Genomic DNA, 15,836 nt, shown 5'->3' with positions numbered 1-15,836 from the left:
CAGGTAGCGGCCAACCCGGTCAGGGGCTCGCCCAGGCTTAGGTCGTCACTCACCACCGGCAAACCAGACGAGACGATGTATGCCCTTCTCGAATATAGGGTCTGGATAGAACGCAGCGACGAGCTGGATTGCCGTAGCGACCGCGATGGCAGCCGCGTAGGGCGCGTTTAAACCGGCATGCCATCTGAGGCGGCATGACCAAACGAGACCGGGGCCGTATTGGTGGCGCTCGAATGCGGAGCCCGGACAACCCAAGCTTGAGCCAGAGGCAAGGGTGAGATCGGCGGATAACGGTGCCGCGGCAACTCTCAAGCGACGATGGGCGCCAAATTCTCCGTCTGGCCTCCGTTCGACGAGCGCTCCAAACGGCCTCTCCAATGGGCTGATCTCGCCGAAGGACGGCTGACGCCTCGACTGTCTATGCCGCAACAGCGCGTCTCAACTTTCTTCCCCTGTCGGCACCCACCCCATGCAGCGAGCTGCATGTGGACCCCGGGGTGGCCGCCATTCCTCGCGAGACAAGAAACTCGATCCTGCGCCGTCCTCCGCTCTGCTTCGGTCGCAAGCGATGCGTCGTCACTCGCCTCCGGCCCACCGATCGCCATCGAGGCCGCATGGTGCGGTCTCGGGAACGGAAAAACGGAGAAATACCATGGCGACCATCGGCACTTTCAAGAAGGCCGGCTCGAACGAGTTCACCGGCGAAATCGTCACCCTCAGCGTCCAGGCCAAGGGCGTTCGCATCGTCCCCGACACCCGCGCCACCGGCGACAACGCCCCCAGCCACCGCGTTCTGGTCGGCCGCGCCGAAATCGGCGCCGCCTGGACCAAGTGCTCCAACGAGGGCCGCGATTACCTGGGCCTCAAGCTCGACGATCCGAGCTTCAACGCCCCGATCTACGCCAACCTCTTCGACGATGAGGAAGGTGACACATTCTCACTAATCTGGTCCCGCCCGAGCGGTCGGCGCGGCGATTAAGCCCAAACGAGGCCCCGGCCGGATCGGCCGGGGTCTTTCTTCAGCTGCTGCCCTGCCGGCTAGCTGGCTCCTCCAGCATTACGGCTTGTCGCCTTTCGTTGTTGTTTCCGCTCTATGAGGAGCGTTCGGCTTCAACTCCGCTAACGCGCGATCCCTTGAATTCCTGCAATTGCTCGGCCCCAGGAACGCAGTATCCCCGCCGCTTTTTCATCGTCTCCAAGCGTCTCAGGGCTCGATGCGCCTCATCGGGGCCATCGAAGGTTTCGATCATCACTTGTCCGTTGGCACCAATTCTTCCCCAGTTCCGAATGACCGACACGCCTCCAAACAAAGTCGGCTGGAGGGTTAGGCTGTAGAACCGGCGCATGTTCAGGGCCGGATCGACGCGGTGCAGATGAATATCGTTCAAGGGCGCAAGCATGACAGACAGTCTCGGTGCGAATGCGCGCCAGGTCCAACAACATGTTTGAATCGTTCCACCGTGATCGATTCATTGCGATGATGTTTCTTGCCGGGGTGAAACGCGGACCGCGCTTCTGCAAAATTGGTTGTGCGTTACGGCCGTGGATTTCGATGCGCGCAGTTGGTTTGCACTCCCCTACTTATGCTTCGTTTTCTCTGCGGTGGAATCTGTTCTTGGCGACACATGCCCTCATGTCATCACGCCGGAACCAGACCGCACGCCCGCATCGGAGCGGCGGGTTGCCGGCCGTGAATACGATCTGCTCGTCGGAGCGCATGCGCATAACCTCGTCAGGCAGGATCAGGGGACGCCGGTAAAGCTGCTTTGATCGCGACCGCGTAGATCCGGACATTTGGCTGGTACGGCTCGTCTGGTCGACTTCGACAGTAGTGTCGCCGCAGCGCCTCGAGATGTACTCTGCAGTGTCAGGATCGTTGATAGCCGCGAAACTGATCCACGATGCGCTTTCGAACCATTTGCTCGTAGCTTCCCGGCCGCCATAGGTCTCGCGCATTTGCCCGATAGACTGGAAGATCATGATGAGCGTCAGGCCATATTTGCGCCCGGCATCGCGCGCTGTTTCGAGTATGCCGAGATAGCCGAGCCGGGCCACCTCATCGAGCATGAACAGCGTCTTTGCTGCGATAGCGCCCTTTCGATTGTAGATTGCGTTCATAAGAGCGCCGATGATGACACGGGCAAGACCTGGGTGAGCACCCAAAACCTTTAGGTCGAGCGCGATGAAAAGGTCGATATCGCCATTTGCCAGGTCGTCGGTTGCGAATGCATTGCCTGATACGAGCGCCGCATAGTTCGGATAAGAAAGCCAGTGTGTCTCCTTGACGGCGTTGGCATAGACACCCGAAAATGTTTCCGGGGTCATGTTCACGAATGCAGCAACGTTCTCCTTCACAAATTCGGACGCCGACTGCTGATGAATTTGCGTGAGACGTTCTCGCAGCTTCGGCTCAGGTTCGGACAGGTTGGAGCGCACTTGTCTAAGGGTTTGGCGTCTGGGTTCCGTATGCCCGGACAGGCAGACGTCGGCGATCAGCGCGATGAGGAGTTGCAGGGCGGAGGCACGGAAAAAGTCGTCTCGTGCGGAGGCCTGTCGGGCATTTTCGCTCATGACCCAGGTCGCAACAGCCGCAATGTCCTCTTCCTTCGTGCCTCCAAAGCGCCCGATCCAGTCGAGGGCATTGAACCCAATGGCGGCATTGGCGGGGTCTAGAACGACGACATTGCGGCCGGCTTTGCGGCGATGTTCTATCACCATCGGCGCAACCTCCAATGATGGATCAAGTACCACGAGGCCTTCACCCCATTTCAGTGCGGTGGGGACCGTGACCGAAGTGGTTTTGAAGCCGCCGGAGCCGGCAAAGGCGATACCATGACACGAACCGAAGGATCCATCGAAACAGAGCAGCGGTGAACGCCCACCTGCGCCCCAACTTTCCCTTTTGTCGGCGCGAAAGACCATTGCGGACACGCTGTCGCGATCGACGCGATAGCATTCACCGACAACTATGCCGCCACTGCCTGGAAAGAGCCGTTCGGCATCGCGCATGCTCATCCATTCTGCTTCGCCATGAACCGCGCGTTTGCCGCGAATGCGGACTGGGAGAGGTCTGACAAATGCGGCATTGCCTTTGACGGTGACACGAAGCGCAAAGAAGCCTGATAAGAGAGCAATGAGCGCGCCAGACATAGTCGCGGGATCGGCAAAGGACAGTCCCGAGTCTCCGACCGTCCAGTGAGTGGAAAGCCTAATCTTCTCGCGGGCTATGGCAAGTATGACTGCCGCCGCACTTCCCACCACGACGCTCCATCCGGCGGCTTTTATGTGTACGGCACCTGCTGCTGCAAAGAGCAAGATGACGCCTACAATTCCTGACAAGGCAAAGGGCAGGGCAAGCCCGACACGACCGAGCATCAGGCGCGCGACATCGTTGGCTGCGAGCTGGGTTAACTTTTGTTCGACGCCATTGGTGACGAACAAAGTTGCGACCATCAGTGTCGCCGGGATGATGGCCAGCAACAATCTATTCGCTGGCATGATCCGATCCCTTCACGATGGTTCCTTCCGGCCTGGATCGCTCGCTTTCGTCCCCTTTGAGTTTCTGGCGTGCATCTGGCATCAGGCCAAGCATATGCGCGTGCTTCTCATGGAGACGACCCGCTTTCACCATTTGGGCACCTTGCTCAATCTCCTCTCGCGTATTCTGTTTGCGGACCTTTGATCTGACCATTCGTGACATACGTTCAAGCCTCGCCATTGCCCCCTGCAGCCGGGCTAGACGCGACCGAGGCGGCCGCAGTCCTGGCGGCTTTCCCAATCCTGCTTCCAGATGATTTCTCAGCTCTGTCGCGAAATCGCGCCGCGAATTCCTCGAACGCCGCCAGCAATTCTCCTTCTTCGATCTCGATTTCGCCAATTCCGGCCCTGAGTGCTATCCGCCCAACGCGCTCTGCCTCGCGCGTTTCGGCCTGTCTCAGCTGATCCTGCAGGCGGGCGATCTCTTCCCTGATTTTCGATGACTGCTTCTTCATTTCGGGACGTCCTTCCGTTGCTGTGGATTGATCGAAGCATCAGGCGAGGATTGCCGGGGAGGGCACGGAGTGCATCCCCGTTTATTGCGCAGTCGGCAGAGCTGACGCCCTCGACGATGATCCCGTCGTTCCGAAGGAGCGGATCAAGGGCGCAATTATACGTCGCTCACGCGACGTTTTGCTCACCGACCTACCGATCCAGCAGTTCCCGACGAACGCTCGAGTGTCCGTTCTTTGTTTAGGAGCAATTTCTGACATGGCTGTGCCCCACTTTTCCATTTCCATCGTCAGCAGCGGCGACGGCCGCAGCGTGGTGCTGTCGGCCGCCTATCGGCATTGCGCGAAAATGGACTACGAGAGGGAAGCGAGATCGGTCGACTACACACGCAAGCAGGGGCTTCGGTATGAGGCGTTCTCAACGCCACCTGATGCGCCGTATTGGCTGCGCGGGCTGATCACCGACCGTTCGGTGGCAGGTGCGTCGGAAGCCTTCTGGAACAAGGTGGAGGCTTTTGAGAAACGCTCGGACGCTCAGCTTGCCAAGGATATCACCATTGCGTTGCCGTTGGAGCTGTCGGTCGAGCAGAACATCACGCTCGTCAGTGATTTCGTCGAGCAACATATTCTTGCCAACGGCATGGTTGCGGACTGGGTCTATCACGATGCACCTGGCAACCCGCATGTCCATCTGATGACGACATTGCGACCTCTGGCTGAGGATGGCTTCGGTCCCAAAAAGGTTCCTGTCATTGATGATAATGGCAAGGTGGTTCGCACCAAGGCGGGCAAGATCGTCTATGAACTTTGGGCCGGTGGTAGGGGTGACTTCATGACCCTTCGCAACGCCTGGTTCGAGACGCAGAACCGGCATCTGTCTCTTGGCGGGATCGACCTGCGCGTTGATGGCCGCTCTTATGCCGCGCGCGGCATCGATCTCGTCCCAACCAGCCATATCGGCGTTGGCGCCAAGGCGATCCAGCGCAAATCAGCGGGCGAGAGACGTGAACTGTCGCTTGAACGAATCGACGTGCTTGAAGCCAGACGCAAGGAGAATGTTAGCCGGATCCTGAGGCGTCCCGAGATCGTGCTCGACGTCATCTCATCGGAGAAAAGCGTCTTTGACGAGCGCGACATCGCCAAGATCCTGCATCGATATGTCGATGAAGCCGCAATGTTCCAGCACCTGATGTTGCGCATTCTGCAAAGCCCCGAGGCACTACGCATCGAGCGCGACGGTATCGACCTTGCATCGGGAGCAAGAATCCGTTCCCGCTTCACGACGCGAGAGCTGATCCGCATCGAGGCCAGGATGGCAAAGCAATCGCTGTGGCTTTCTCGTCGCCCAACACATGGCGTTCAAGGGAAGGTTCTGGACTGCGTTCTGTCGCGCCATTCGCGACTGTCCCAGGAGCAGCGTGTCGCCATCGCGCATGTGGCGAAAGAGGGGCGGATTGCAGCTGTCGTCGGCCGGGCCGGCACGGGCAAGACCACCCTGATGACGGCAGCACGCGAGGCCTGGGAACTTGCCGGCTATCGTGTTGTCGGCGCTGCCCTTGCCGGCAAGGCAGCGGAAGGTCTCGAGACGGAAGCGGGTATCGTCAGCCGCAGTCTGGCGTCATGGGAGCTGCGCTGGAAACAGGGCAGGGACATGCTCGACAATCGCACAGTGTTTGTTCTCGACGAGGCCGGCATGGTTGGCTCAAAGCAGATGGCCCTAGTCGTCGAAGCGGCAACCAAGGCAGCTGCAAAGCTGGTGCTGATCGGCGATCCCGAACAACTCCAGCCGATTGAAGCAGGGGGCGCGTTTAGGGCCGTTGTCGACCTCATCGGTTATGCTGAACTTGAGACCATCTATCGCCAGCGCGAAGCGTGGATGAGAGCGGCTTCGCTCGATCTGGCACGTGGCCGAGTCGTACGGGCGCTCGGGCTTTATCGTCAGCATGGCAGAGTATGTGGTTCAGAGCTGAAGGCGCAGGCGATCGACAGTCTGATTGCTGATTGGAACAGGGACTATGATCCGACAAAGACAACACTCATCCTTGCCCATCTTCGACGTGACGTGTGGGAGCTCAATCGTCACGCGCGCACAAAGCTCGTCGAGCGCGGGATCGTCGGCGTGGGACATGCCTTCCGCACCGAAGACGGTCTTCGCCAGTTCGATACCGGTGACCAGATTGTCTTCCTGAAGAACGAGACGTCGCTCGGTGTGAAGAACGGCATGATTGGGCAGATTGTCGAAGCGGCACCAAGCAGGATCGTTGCGGCGATCGGCAAGGGTAAGCATCGCCGGCTGGTGACAGTCGAGCAACGCTTCTATCCTTACATCGATCATGGCTATGCGACCACGATCCACAAGTCGCAAGGTTCGACCGTCGACCAGGTCAAGGTGCTGGCTTCTCTGTCATTGGATCGGCATCTGGCCTATGTCGCCTTGACCCGGCACCGGCAAGACTTGGCGCTCTACTATGGACGCCGATCCTTCGCCAAAATGGGCGGGCTCGAGAAGGTACTTTCGCGAACAAATACCAAGGAAACCACGCTCGATTACGAGCGTGGCACACTCTACCGACAGGCACTGCGTTTTGCGGAAAATCGCGGGCTGCGCATATCGCGTGTCGCGCGCACGCTGGTTCGTGACCGCCTCGACTGGGCGCTGCGCCAGAAGGAGCGGCTTGCCGATCTGGTGTGGCGACTCCGTGTGAGTGGCGAGCGCCTTGGCCTGTTCCAGCCCTCGATGCACATTCGGAAGGATGCCGAACCCATGGTCGCAGGTGTCACGCTCTTTGCCATATCGCTTGAAGATGTCGTAGAGCAAAGGCTTCTCATCGAGCCGGTTCTGGCAAAGCTGTGGGAAGAGGTATCCACGCGTTTCCGTTATGTCTTTGCGGATCCCGAAACCGCCCTTCGGACGATGGATTTTGCCGCGGTTCTGGCTAACCCGACCAGCGCGGAACAAACGCTCGCTCGGCTGGTCTGCGAGCCGGTATCGATTGGAGCATTGAAGGGGCGGACGGGTCTTCTTGCATCCAGAGCCGACAAGGAGGCGCGCCGTATCGCCGAGCTCAATTTGCCGGCGCTGAAGCGAGACGTCGAGTGCTACCTGCGGCAGCGCAGGCTTGCGGCGGAAAAGATCGAAGACGAGGAGCAGGCCCGACGTCGTCGTGTCTCGATCGCCATTCCGGCATTGTCCGCGGCGGCGGGCGCCGCGCTCGAGAAGATTCACGAGGCGATCGACCGTATTGATTTTCCCGCCGTTGTCGATCGGGTCCTGGGCGATCACAAGACAAAGCTCGAGATCAACAATTTCAACCGGGCCATAGCCGAACGCTTCGGTGAGCGGACGTTGCTCAGCAGCTCGGCAAGGGAACCATCCGGCACTCTGTTCGACAAGGCCGCCGAAAGCCTTCCTCCTAGCGCGCGCGAGAAGCTGCGAGAGGCCTGGCAGGTGATGCGAGCGGCCCAGTGGCTCGCTGAGCATGAGCGGACAACACAGACATTGAAGCAGACCGAGCATCTTCGCCTGACGTCAAGGCAGGGCATGGCATGGACGCAATGAGGCGCCGGCGCATCATTGGAATTCTCTTCATGGTGGAGGTTGCTGGGGCATTGCCTGCGATGACATGTTCAGTTGTTGGTTACAGGTTCAATCTCACGGCCAGCGCACCGCGTGGCCTTTGGCGCATTGAGGCTATGTACCGCAGCGCCGCGGTTGGAGACCTGGTTTTCATTTGTCCCCCCGATACCGCCACCTTCGAGAACGCCTTCGGTCGAGGCTATCTTGGTCTCGGCCTTTGCCCAGGCGGCTTGGCGCCGCTGCTCAAGACCATAGCGGCTATCCCTGGCCAACACGTCACGACCGGCAAGGATGTCGTCATCGATGGCAAGCATCTGGCTTCCTCAGACATCCGACACACGGACGGTCAGGGCAGGGCGGTTGTCCCCTTTGCTGGGGGAACAATTCCGCAGGGCTACCTCTTCCTCCACTCAACGACGGCGAACTCATATGACTCCCGGTATTTCGGGCCCGTCCCCGCAAGCGGCCTCCTCGGCTATGCCCGGCCGATCATCACGTTCCATTTCTGATGTCGTACGCTCCTTGACGCTGACCACGACAGCAGCTGTTGTCGGCGGCGTGGCATGGAGCGGCGATTTTCTAGCCTTGCCGTTCGCCTTGGCTTTTCCTCTGCTATGGGCAAGGTCGCCGTCCCGCCTGGGCGCGACGATGGTGTCGGCCGGGTATTTTCTCGCAGCGTCGCGTGGCCTGCCGCAAGGCGTTGCCAACTACTATGCCTCCGATCTTTGGCCTGGCTTAATGCTGTGGGTTTTTGCGTCCCTCTCTTTCGTGGGCGTGCATACCGCGCTTTGGACCGGCCGGCCGGGGGGTGGGAGGTCAGTGCGCTATCTGGTCGCGATGGTGGTGATGGCGCTGCCACCATTTGGCATTCTTGGTTGGGCGCATCCGACGACAATGGCGGGCGTTCTGTTCCCGGGGTGGGGATGGTTGGGTTTAGGTGGAACTATCGCAGCCCTAGCCATGATGGCATCGCGATGGTGGCCAGCCGTCGCTATCGCCCTAGGGGCATTCTGGTTGTGGTCCGCCACCACATTGTCCGATCCCATCCCGATGAACGGATGGAAGGGTGTCGACCTCGAGTTTGGTCGCGGCCTTGGACGAGACGGCTCACTTGAACACCATCGCGATCTGATCGCGAGGGCCCGGCGGCATGTTGATGCAGGAGACGACGTTATCATCCTTCCCGAAAGCGCGCTCGGCCTCTGGACACCGACTATCGAGAGGCTCTGGCGGGCGGGACTGGATGGCAGCAATGCCTCTGTGGTGGCAGGGGCGACAATGGTCGACGCGCAAGGCTACGACAATGTCATGGTCGAGATTTCGGCAAGGTATGCCAAGATTCTATATCGTGAGCGCATGCCGGTCCCCGTCTCTATGTGGCAGCCCTGGCTAGCATGGATCAACAAGAGCGGTGGATCACGGGCGCATTTATTCGCTAATCCGGTCGTTGAGCTAGAGGGCCGAACGGTTGCAATTTTGATATGCTACGAGCAGCTCATCTTGTGGCCCATACTACAGTCGATGCTCTATTCGCCTGAACTCGTAGTCGCACCCGGGAACGGCTGGTGGACCGTTGGCACCTCGATTGTCGCCATACAGAGTGCCAACGCTATGTCGTGGGCCCGGCTATTTGGCGTTCCCCTAGTCACCGCTTTCAACCGCTGAAACACCGCACTGGTATGTGACTTATTAAGCGCAGTTTCAGAATGACCCCGTTCGACTGCACTGGGTTGCAACGCGTTGCACGGACAAACTCGCTGGTAGGTTCCTTCCGTAGCGATAGCCCCCTACAACGGAGAGGCCGCGGGCTATGTGGGGGGCGTCGGGGACACCCGCGACCTCAAAACCGCGCCAATAGACAACGCGGCTCAGGCTCAACTACTGGCTACAGGAATCGTTCCAGCCCGAGGATGAGACCAAAGATCAACCACCATGTACTTTGATAGGCTCTTCAAGCGACGAGGTCAGTCAATTATTGATTCACAGAGAGCGCTGGCAGGCATTGCCGTCCCGAGCGCCACACAGTGTTGCGAGACCGCAGGAATGCGAGCATGTTGCGTGATGCCTCCGGCTGCCATCTTGCTCCACCAGCGCATCCGATGGCGTAAATTCCGATGAAATCGGCTACCCGGGGCCATTGGCGGCCTCGCATGTCGGGTAAAGGCGACGGTGGCGACGACTGGGGCTGGTGATGACGACATCACCTTCCAAGTTGATTGAGCCGCAACGATGCGCGCTCGCCCGGGGTATGCGGTAGGCCCAGTCCTGCCCTTTGTTTCAGCAGCTATGGCTATGGGACGTGTCAGTGGTGAACTTGATGGCGAGTGGCCAGGCGACTTTTGGTGTGGCAGCGACACGGAAGCGGGATGGACCGCAGGCGGCGGCTTGGAATGGGCTTTCAACGACAAGTGGTCGGCCAAGGCCGAGCACTTGTTTGTCGACCTGGGAACAGCTGATTTTGGCGATGGAAACGGCGATGGCTTTTACGCCGACTTCAAGTTCCATACCGCGCAGCACTCGAGATTTTAGAAGAGACCGCCGAGCCAGGGGACCTTGAGTCTCGGCAGCCTCCTAGCCGCCAGAGTGCGTGCTGACGGCGACTTGGCAAACGTAGGGAAGGGAATCGTCTGCCGATACTCAACCATTGGCAGCCCGAATAGTTCCTGTCACAAATGAGAAGCCCGTCGCATCGAAGACCTGCATACGACGTGAAGCCTGCCAGGCAAAGAGCGGCAGGCTTCACTCTCGAACGTGGCTGAAAGGGACCACGTTCCCCGTCCTCGTTATCGGGTAAATGTTAAACAATTGGGATGGCGGCTAGGTTCCGCCCGAAACGCAAGAAAGACCCCGGCCAATTCAGCAGGGCTGAAGAGTGTCATGGACACACTGCAAATCGCGATCATCGTCTGCGCGGCTTTGGCGCGATTGGCCATGGTTGATCACACCGTTGCCGGCGTGCCCCTGCCCATTGCCTTGCAGGGCTCGCATAGTGGTTGTCGGCGAGCTCTCGCGGGCCTGCTGCCATGCCTTCAGGCCATGCCAACGTCGGTCAATTTGCTCCTCAAGGCTACCGGAGGTAAGCGCTGCTGCTTGTCAATGGCGCCACCTCTCAGTACCTTCGATCAAAGCGAGGATGCTCTGAAATCGCATGACCGTGTATTTTCCCATCACAGTGACGTGTGCTCACTGTGGCGCTAGAAGCAGCCACGAGCGACTCGGAAGCGTAACGAGTTCCGGTTATCCTGACCTCGATGGCAGGCCGCCCTGGCGCGCCCGGGGAACTATGGCAGTTTGGCTCCAGGAATGCCCCAACTGTCTGTATGTTGCCCGTGACATCTCTTCTGCCGATGCGCAGGAATCCGACACCATAAGACATGTTGGGTTCATTGAGGCAGGCATGTCGGAGGGAATGCCGGACTTGGCAACCCGGTTCATGCGTCGCGCCTACATCGACGAGCAGATAGGGCAGCCGAGAGAAGCCATCAAACGCCTCCTTCATGCCGCGTGGGTGCTCGACGATTTCGAACGGGACGCGACTTCAGTGAGGGTGCGCGCGGCCGAAATGATCCTCGCCATTGGGGAAGCAGCAGATACCGAACTGAGACTGCTTCGACTTGATTTGCTACGACGGACGGGGGCGTTCAAAGAAACGATATCGGAAGCCGACAGGCTGCTTAGAGGCCAACTGGAGCCTGACTACAGAAAGGTTGCCATCGGTCAGCGATGGGCGGCCTTCGAGAAGCGGACCGGCGCAATCTCACTCGGCGAGGCTAAGAACCCAGTTCCGCGCCGTGGACAGCTGCGGGTCATCGTTTCTCCCAAGAGGGTAGAGTGAAAAAGGAACATTACGCCCGCGCCGAGTAGTCGAGTTGTTTGCGGATCAGGTCGGCTAGGGTCTCCACAATTTGATGAGATATCAGGACGGGCGGCGCTCCAACGTCCCGCATGGCACCCGCTTTCGCAGGCTACGGCATGGAGGCTCACCGTGTCACCGTCCTGATAGTTGGTCTGTCGCTGCCCAAGCTCTAGGGCACGGCTGGACAAGCCAGCGTGTCCGGGTTGCCAAGGTCCCGACCTCGATGTGCGGTGCTACCGTCATCTGGATCACGACACGGCTATGCGCGACTTGAGCAGCCTCGGAAGCGGGAAGTGTCGCATCTCTAACTGGGGCAACTGTCGCATTACCAAATGGCGGCTACAGAATAATGCCGCATAAGCATAATTATGGAACTTATTGATGCGTGCGATGCTTGACGGGATCGCAGGCACCCGGGCGGCGAACGCCTTGGCCTGACAACGCAGATGCCGGCGAAGAAAATTCGCCGACTCTCGCAGGATATTGATCTCCCCTTCGATCGCACCGATCTCTTCTGCCTGATCGATCAGCGGGGACGCTGAGGACCTCCCGGCTCCTTTTGAAGCTCATCTGCCATGCGCCCAACGGCAACCGTCCGGTGAGCACCGCGGCGATATTGGCCTGATCAGTTTTTCGGCAGGGTGTTCTTGACCAACCGTGCCTTTGAGGCGATCCCGTATTTGCTTGTACGTCGGCATGCATCGCGTCATTGACACAAGCACCCAAAAAAACTGTAATGATGTACGTAACTCAAATACTGAAGTCACAATGCGCCCCACGGTCCATGATGTTGCCCAATCAGCCGGCGTCAGCCTCTCGACGGTCGACCGTGTCATCAATGGCCGCGAAGGCGTTCGGGCCTCGACCGTGCAGCGCGTGGAAGCCGCGATCCGGCAACTTGGCTTTGTTCGCAACCTGGCCGCGGCCAATCTGGCCAAGGGGCGCGTCTACAGTGTTGTCTTCATCATACCCGAAGGGGCAAACAGCTTCATGCGCAGGCTCGAGAGCGAGGCGCGCGAAGCCGGTCGCCAGATGGCGCCGGACGGGATCGAACTCGGCGTCGTCACAGTGCCTGCGTTTGATGGGCACGCACTGGCCGAAGCGCTCAACCGGCTGGACCTCGACGAGATAGGCGGCGTGGCGCTGGTTGCGACCGAATCGCCCCCGGTTCGCCAGGCGCTGGCGCGGCTGCATAAAGCGAATGTGCCTGTCGTCACCTTGGTCTCGGATGCGCCTTCCTTTCAGCGCCATCGCTATGTGGGCATCGACAATGTCGCGGCGGGGCGCACTGCGGCGAGCCTGCTCGGGCGCTTCCTGCGCGGCGTCAAGGGCAAGATTGCGCTGGTCGCCGGCTCCATGCTGGTGCGTGACCATGTGGAGCGCCGCATGGGTTTCGATCAGGTGATCCGCACCGAATATCCCAATCTGGAAGCGCTGTCGGTGGTCGAGGGGCGGGACGACCGGATGGCGACGCGGCGCATCGTGGAGCAATGCCTGGATCGCGATAGCGATGTTGTGGGCCTCTACAATATCGGGGCGGGCAATCTGGGCCTGATCGAGGCGCTGTCCGAACGCCCGGTCGAAAGGCGTCCGATGGTGGTGGCGCACGAGCTGAGCGCCCATACGCGCGCCGCACTGGAAAGCGGCCTTTTCCACGCCATCATCAACCAGGATGCCGGCCATGAGGTCCGAAGCGCCATCCGGACGCTTCGTTCGCTGACCGAACAGCGGACCCTCATCGAGGGACAGGAGCATATTCGCATCGAGGTGTATCTACGCGACAATCTACCCTGACCGTCGGATTCTTGGCTGCGCCCTCTGGCGCCTCCGGTTGTTCTGATATACGTACATCAGAACTTGCAGAAGCAGGATGGAACAGGACATGACCACCGCATTTTTTGGTGACATCAAGCCGATCCAGTATGAGGGGCCGGACTCGGCCAGTCCCTTGGCCTACCGTTTCTACAACAAGGACGAGCTTGTGCTCGGCAAGCGCATGGAGGACCATCTGCGCTTTGCCGTCGCCTACTGGCATTCCTTTGCCTGGGAAGGCGGTGACCCCTTCGGCGGCCCAACGTTTGATCGGCCCTGGTTTGGTCCCACGATGGAACATGCCAGGCTGAAGGCAGACGTTGCTTTCGAAATGTTTTCGTTGCTCGGCACGCCCTATTACTGCTTCCATGACGCCGACATACGCCCCGAAGGCGACAGCTTCACCGAAAGCAAGGACCGGCTCGACGAGATCGTCGACATTTTTGCCAACAAGCAGACGCAGAGCGGCGTGAAGCTGCTCTGGGGCACCGCCAACATGTTCTCCAGCCGGCGCTGGATGGCCGGCGCTGCCACCAACCCTGATCCTGATGTCTTTGCCTATGCGGCAGCCACGGTTAAGGCCTGCTTGGATGCCACCAAGAAGCTCGGCGGCGAGAACTACGTTCTTTGGGGCGGGCGCGAAGGTTACGAGACGCTGCTCAACACCGACCTGAAGCAGGAGCGCCTGCAGGCCGGGCGCTTCCTCTCCATGGTCGTCGACTACAAGAAGAAGATCGGCTTCGAGGGAACCATCCTGATCGAGCCGAAGCCGCAGGAACCGACCAAGCACCAATACGACTATGACGTCGCGACGGTGTATGGCTTCCTGAAGGACTTCGGACTGGAAAACGAGGTCAAGGTCAATATCGAGCAAGGCCACGCAATCCTCGCTGGCCACTCGTTCGAGCACGAACTGGCGTTGGCCGGGTCGCTTGGCATCCTTGGCTCGATCGACATGAACCGCAACGACTACCAGTCGGGCTGGGACACCGATCAGTTTCCTAACAACGTGCCGGAAATGGCGCTGGCGTATTACCACATCCTCCAGGCCGGCGGGCTGAAGACGGGCGGCACCAATTTCGACGCCAAGCTTCGCCGCCAATCGCTCGATCCTGAGGATCTGCTGATCGCCCATATCGGCGGCATGGACGCCTGCGCCCGCGGCCTCAAGGCTGCGGCGCGCATGATCGAAGACAAGGCTTTGTCAGGCCCGCTGGCCGAGCGCTATGCCGGCTGGAAGACCGCCGAGGGCGAGGCAATGCTCTCGGGCAAGCGCACGCTGGAGGACGTGGCCGAGCGCGTGGTCAAGGACAAGATCGAACCCCAGCCGAAGTCCGGCCGGCAGGAACGGCTCGAAAACCTCGTCAACCGCTACGTCTAAGGTGCGGTGGAAGATGCCATTCGCCGTATGGCGGGCTGGCGGCATGACGGCGAAACCTGGTCGCAGGACATAAGATGACATCAATTCCGCTCGCAGGGTGAACTGGGAATCCTCTCCAATCTGGAGCGACATTTCGGCGCGAGCGCCACGGGAGGACGTGCATGAAGACGATAAAGGGCCCCGCCATTTTCCTGGCGCAGTTCGCCGGCGACGCGGCGCCGTTCAACTCGTTTGACTCGATCTGCAAATGGGCGTCCGACCTTGGTTACAAGGGGGTCCAGATCCCGACCTGGGATGCGAGGCTGATCGACCTGAAGACGGCGTCGGACTCCAAGGACTATTGCGACGAGATCAAAGGCGTCGCCGCCTCGCATGGTCTTGACGTGACCGAGCTCTCCACCCACCTGCAGGGCCAGCTGGTTGCCGTTCATCCCGCCTATGACACCGCATTTGACGGATTTGCGGCCCCGGAGGTGCGGGGCAATCCGAAGGCGCGTCAGGAATGGGCGGTTGACCAGGTCAAGCGCGCGCTGCGCGCCTCCAGGCATTTGGGCATCAAGGCCCACGCCACCTTCTCGGGCGCGCTCGCCTGGCCTTATGTCTATCCCTGGCCGCAGCGTCCGGCCGGTCTGGTCGAGGCGGCGTTCGACGAGTTGGCCAAACGCTGGACCCCGCTGCTCGACTATGCCGACGACAATGGCGTCGACGTCTGCTACGAAATCCACCCGGGCGAAGACCTGCACGATGGCGTCTCCTATGAGATGTTCCTCGAGCGCGTGAAGAACCACGCCCGCGCCAACCTGCTCTACGACCCCTCGCACTTCGTGCTGCAGCAGCTCGACTATCTCGACTACATCGATATCTATCGCGACCGTATCCGGATGTTCCACGTCAAGGACGCCGAGTTCAATTCGACGGGTCGGCAGGGCGTTTATGGCGGCTTCCAGAGCTGGGTCAACCGCGCCGGCCGGTTCCGCTCGCTGGGCGACGGCCAGGTCGATTTCGGTTCGATCTTCTCCAGGCTGACCGCCAATGATTTCGACGGCTGGGCGGTGCTGGAATGGGAATGCGCGCTCAAGCACCCCGAGGACGGCGCGCGCGAAGGTGCAGAGTTCATCAAGGCGCATATCATCCGCGTCACCGAGCATGCCTTCGACGATTTCGCCAATGCCGGCACCGACGAGGCCGCAAATCGCAAGATGCTCGGCCTGAGCTGAGAGG

At 60.0% G+C, this 15,836-nt stretch carries 13 protein-coding genes; 9 read left to right on the top strand and 4 right to left on the bottom strand.

The features are described 5' to 3' along the window. Positions 1 to 652: 652 nt before the first annotated feature. The gene (locus NDO48_RS17525) at positions 653 to 979 is read left to right on the top strand and encodes a DUF736 domain-containing protein (protein WP_018431074.1); all 327 of its coding nucleotides are present in this window, start codon (positions 653 to 655) and stop codon (positions 977 to 979) included. A 112-nt stretch (positions 980 to 1,091) separates the two neighbouring features. Here the strand turns inward: NDO48_RS17525 and NDO48_RS17520 are convergent, their stop codons facing one another. The 4 genes from NDO48_RS17520 to traC form a co-directional block, all read right to left on the bottom strand. Next, a complete protein-coding gene (locus tag NDO48_RS17520) occupies positions 1,092 to 1,400 on the bottom strand; it encodes a WGR domain-containing protein (RefSeq protein WP_267321924.1) in 309 nt (102 codons plus the stop codon). Positions 1,401 to 1,581: 181 nt separating this feature from the next. Then, positions 1,582 to 3,498, bottom strand: coding sequence for a Ti-type conjugative transfer system protein TraG (gene traG / locus NDO48_RS17515; RefSeq protein ID WP_267321923.1), 1,917 nt, complete (start codon positions 3,496 to 3,498; stop codon positions 1,582 to 1,584). Continuing rightward, positions 3,485 to 3,691, bottom strand: a complete 207-nt coding sequence (traD, locus tag NDO48_RS17510) for a conjugal transfer protein TraD (protein WP_323848115.1) — start codon at positions 3,689 to 3,691, stop codon at positions 3,485 to 3,487. The genes traG and traD overlap by 14 nt, the downstream gene beginning before the upstream one ends. A 13-nt stretch (positions 3,692 to 3,704) precedes the next feature. Further along, a complete protein-coding gene (traC, locus tag NDO48_RS17505; RefSeq protein ID WP_267321922.1) occupies positions 3,705 to 3,992 on the bottom strand; it encodes a conjugal transfer protein TraC in 288 nt (95 codons plus the stop codon). Positions 3,993 to 4,248: 256 nt separating this feature from the next. On the opposite strand from traC, the gene traA reads away from it, so the two are divergent. The 8 genes from traA to NDO48_RS17465 all read left to right on the top strand — a co-directional run bounded on the left by traA (position 4,249) and on the right by NDO48_RS17465 (position 15,832). Then, positions 4,249 to 7,548 (top strand): Ti-type conjugative transfer relaxase TraA, encoded by a 3,300-nt coding sequence (traA, locus tag NDO48_RS17500; RefSeq protein WP_267321921.1) that lies wholly within the window; start codon positions 4,249 to 4,251, stop codon positions 7,546 to 7,548. Continuing rightward, on the top strand, positions 7,536 to 8,075 hold the full coding sequence (gene traF, locus NDO48_RS17495; RefSeq protein WP_323848108.1) for a conjugative transfer signal peptidase TraF: 540 nt from the start codon (positions 7,536 to 7,538) through the stop codon (positions 8,073 to 8,075). The genes traA and traF overlap by 13 nt, the downstream gene beginning before the upstream one ends. Next, on the top strand, positions 8,044 to 9,231 hold the full coding sequence (locus NDO48_RS17490) for a conjugal transfer protein TraB (protein WP_416377208.1): 1,188 nt from the start codon (positions 8,044 to 8,046) through the stop codon (positions 9,229 to 9,231). The genes traF and NDO48_RS17490 overlap by 32 nt, the downstream gene beginning before the upstream one ends. A 564-nt stretch (positions 9,232 to 9,795) precedes the next feature. Beyond that, positions 9,796 to 10,095: an outer membrane protein gene (locus NDO48_RS17485; RefSeq protein WP_267321919.1), complete on the top strand. Its 300-nt coding sequence runs from the start codon at positions 9,796 to 9,798 to the stop codon at positions 10,093 to 10,095. A gap of 754 nt (positions 10,096 to 10,849) precedes the next feature. Continuing rightward, positions 10,850 to 11,401, top strand: a complete 552-nt coding sequence (locus tag NDO48_RS17480; protein ID WP_267321918.1) for a hypothetical protein — start codon at positions 10,850 to 10,852, stop codon at positions 11,399 to 11,401. Positions 11,402 to 12,190: 789 nt separating this feature from the next. Then, entirely contained in the window at positions 12,191 to 13,216 is a 1,026-nt protein-coding gene (locus NDO48_RS17475) for a LacI family DNA-binding transcriptional regulator (RefSeq protein ID WP_267321917.1), read from the top strand. A gap of 88 nt (positions 13,217 to 13,304) precedes the next feature. Beyond that, positions 13,305 to 14,615 (top strand): xylose isomerase, encoded by a 1,311-nt coding sequence (gene xylA / locus NDO48_RS17470; protein WP_267321916.1) that lies wholly within the window; start codon positions 13,305 to 13,307, stop codon positions 14,613 to 14,615. A 161-nt stretch (positions 14,616 to 14,776) separates the two neighbouring features. After that, positions 14,777 to 15,832, top strand: a complete 1,056-nt coding sequence (locus NDO48_RS17465; RefSeq protein WP_267321915.1) for a sugar phosphate isomerase/epimerase family protein — start codon at positions 14,777 to 14,779, stop codon at positions 15,830 to 15,832. Positions 15,833 to 15,836 lie beyond the last annotated feature (4 nt).

The sequence above is a fragment of the Aminobacter sp. MET-1 genome, assembly GCF_026521175.1.
Classification (GTDB): Bacteria; Pseudomonadota; Alphaproteobacteria; order Rhizobiales; family Rhizobiaceae; genus Aminobacter.
This window is presented reverse-complemented; position numbering and strand designations above follow the sequence as displayed.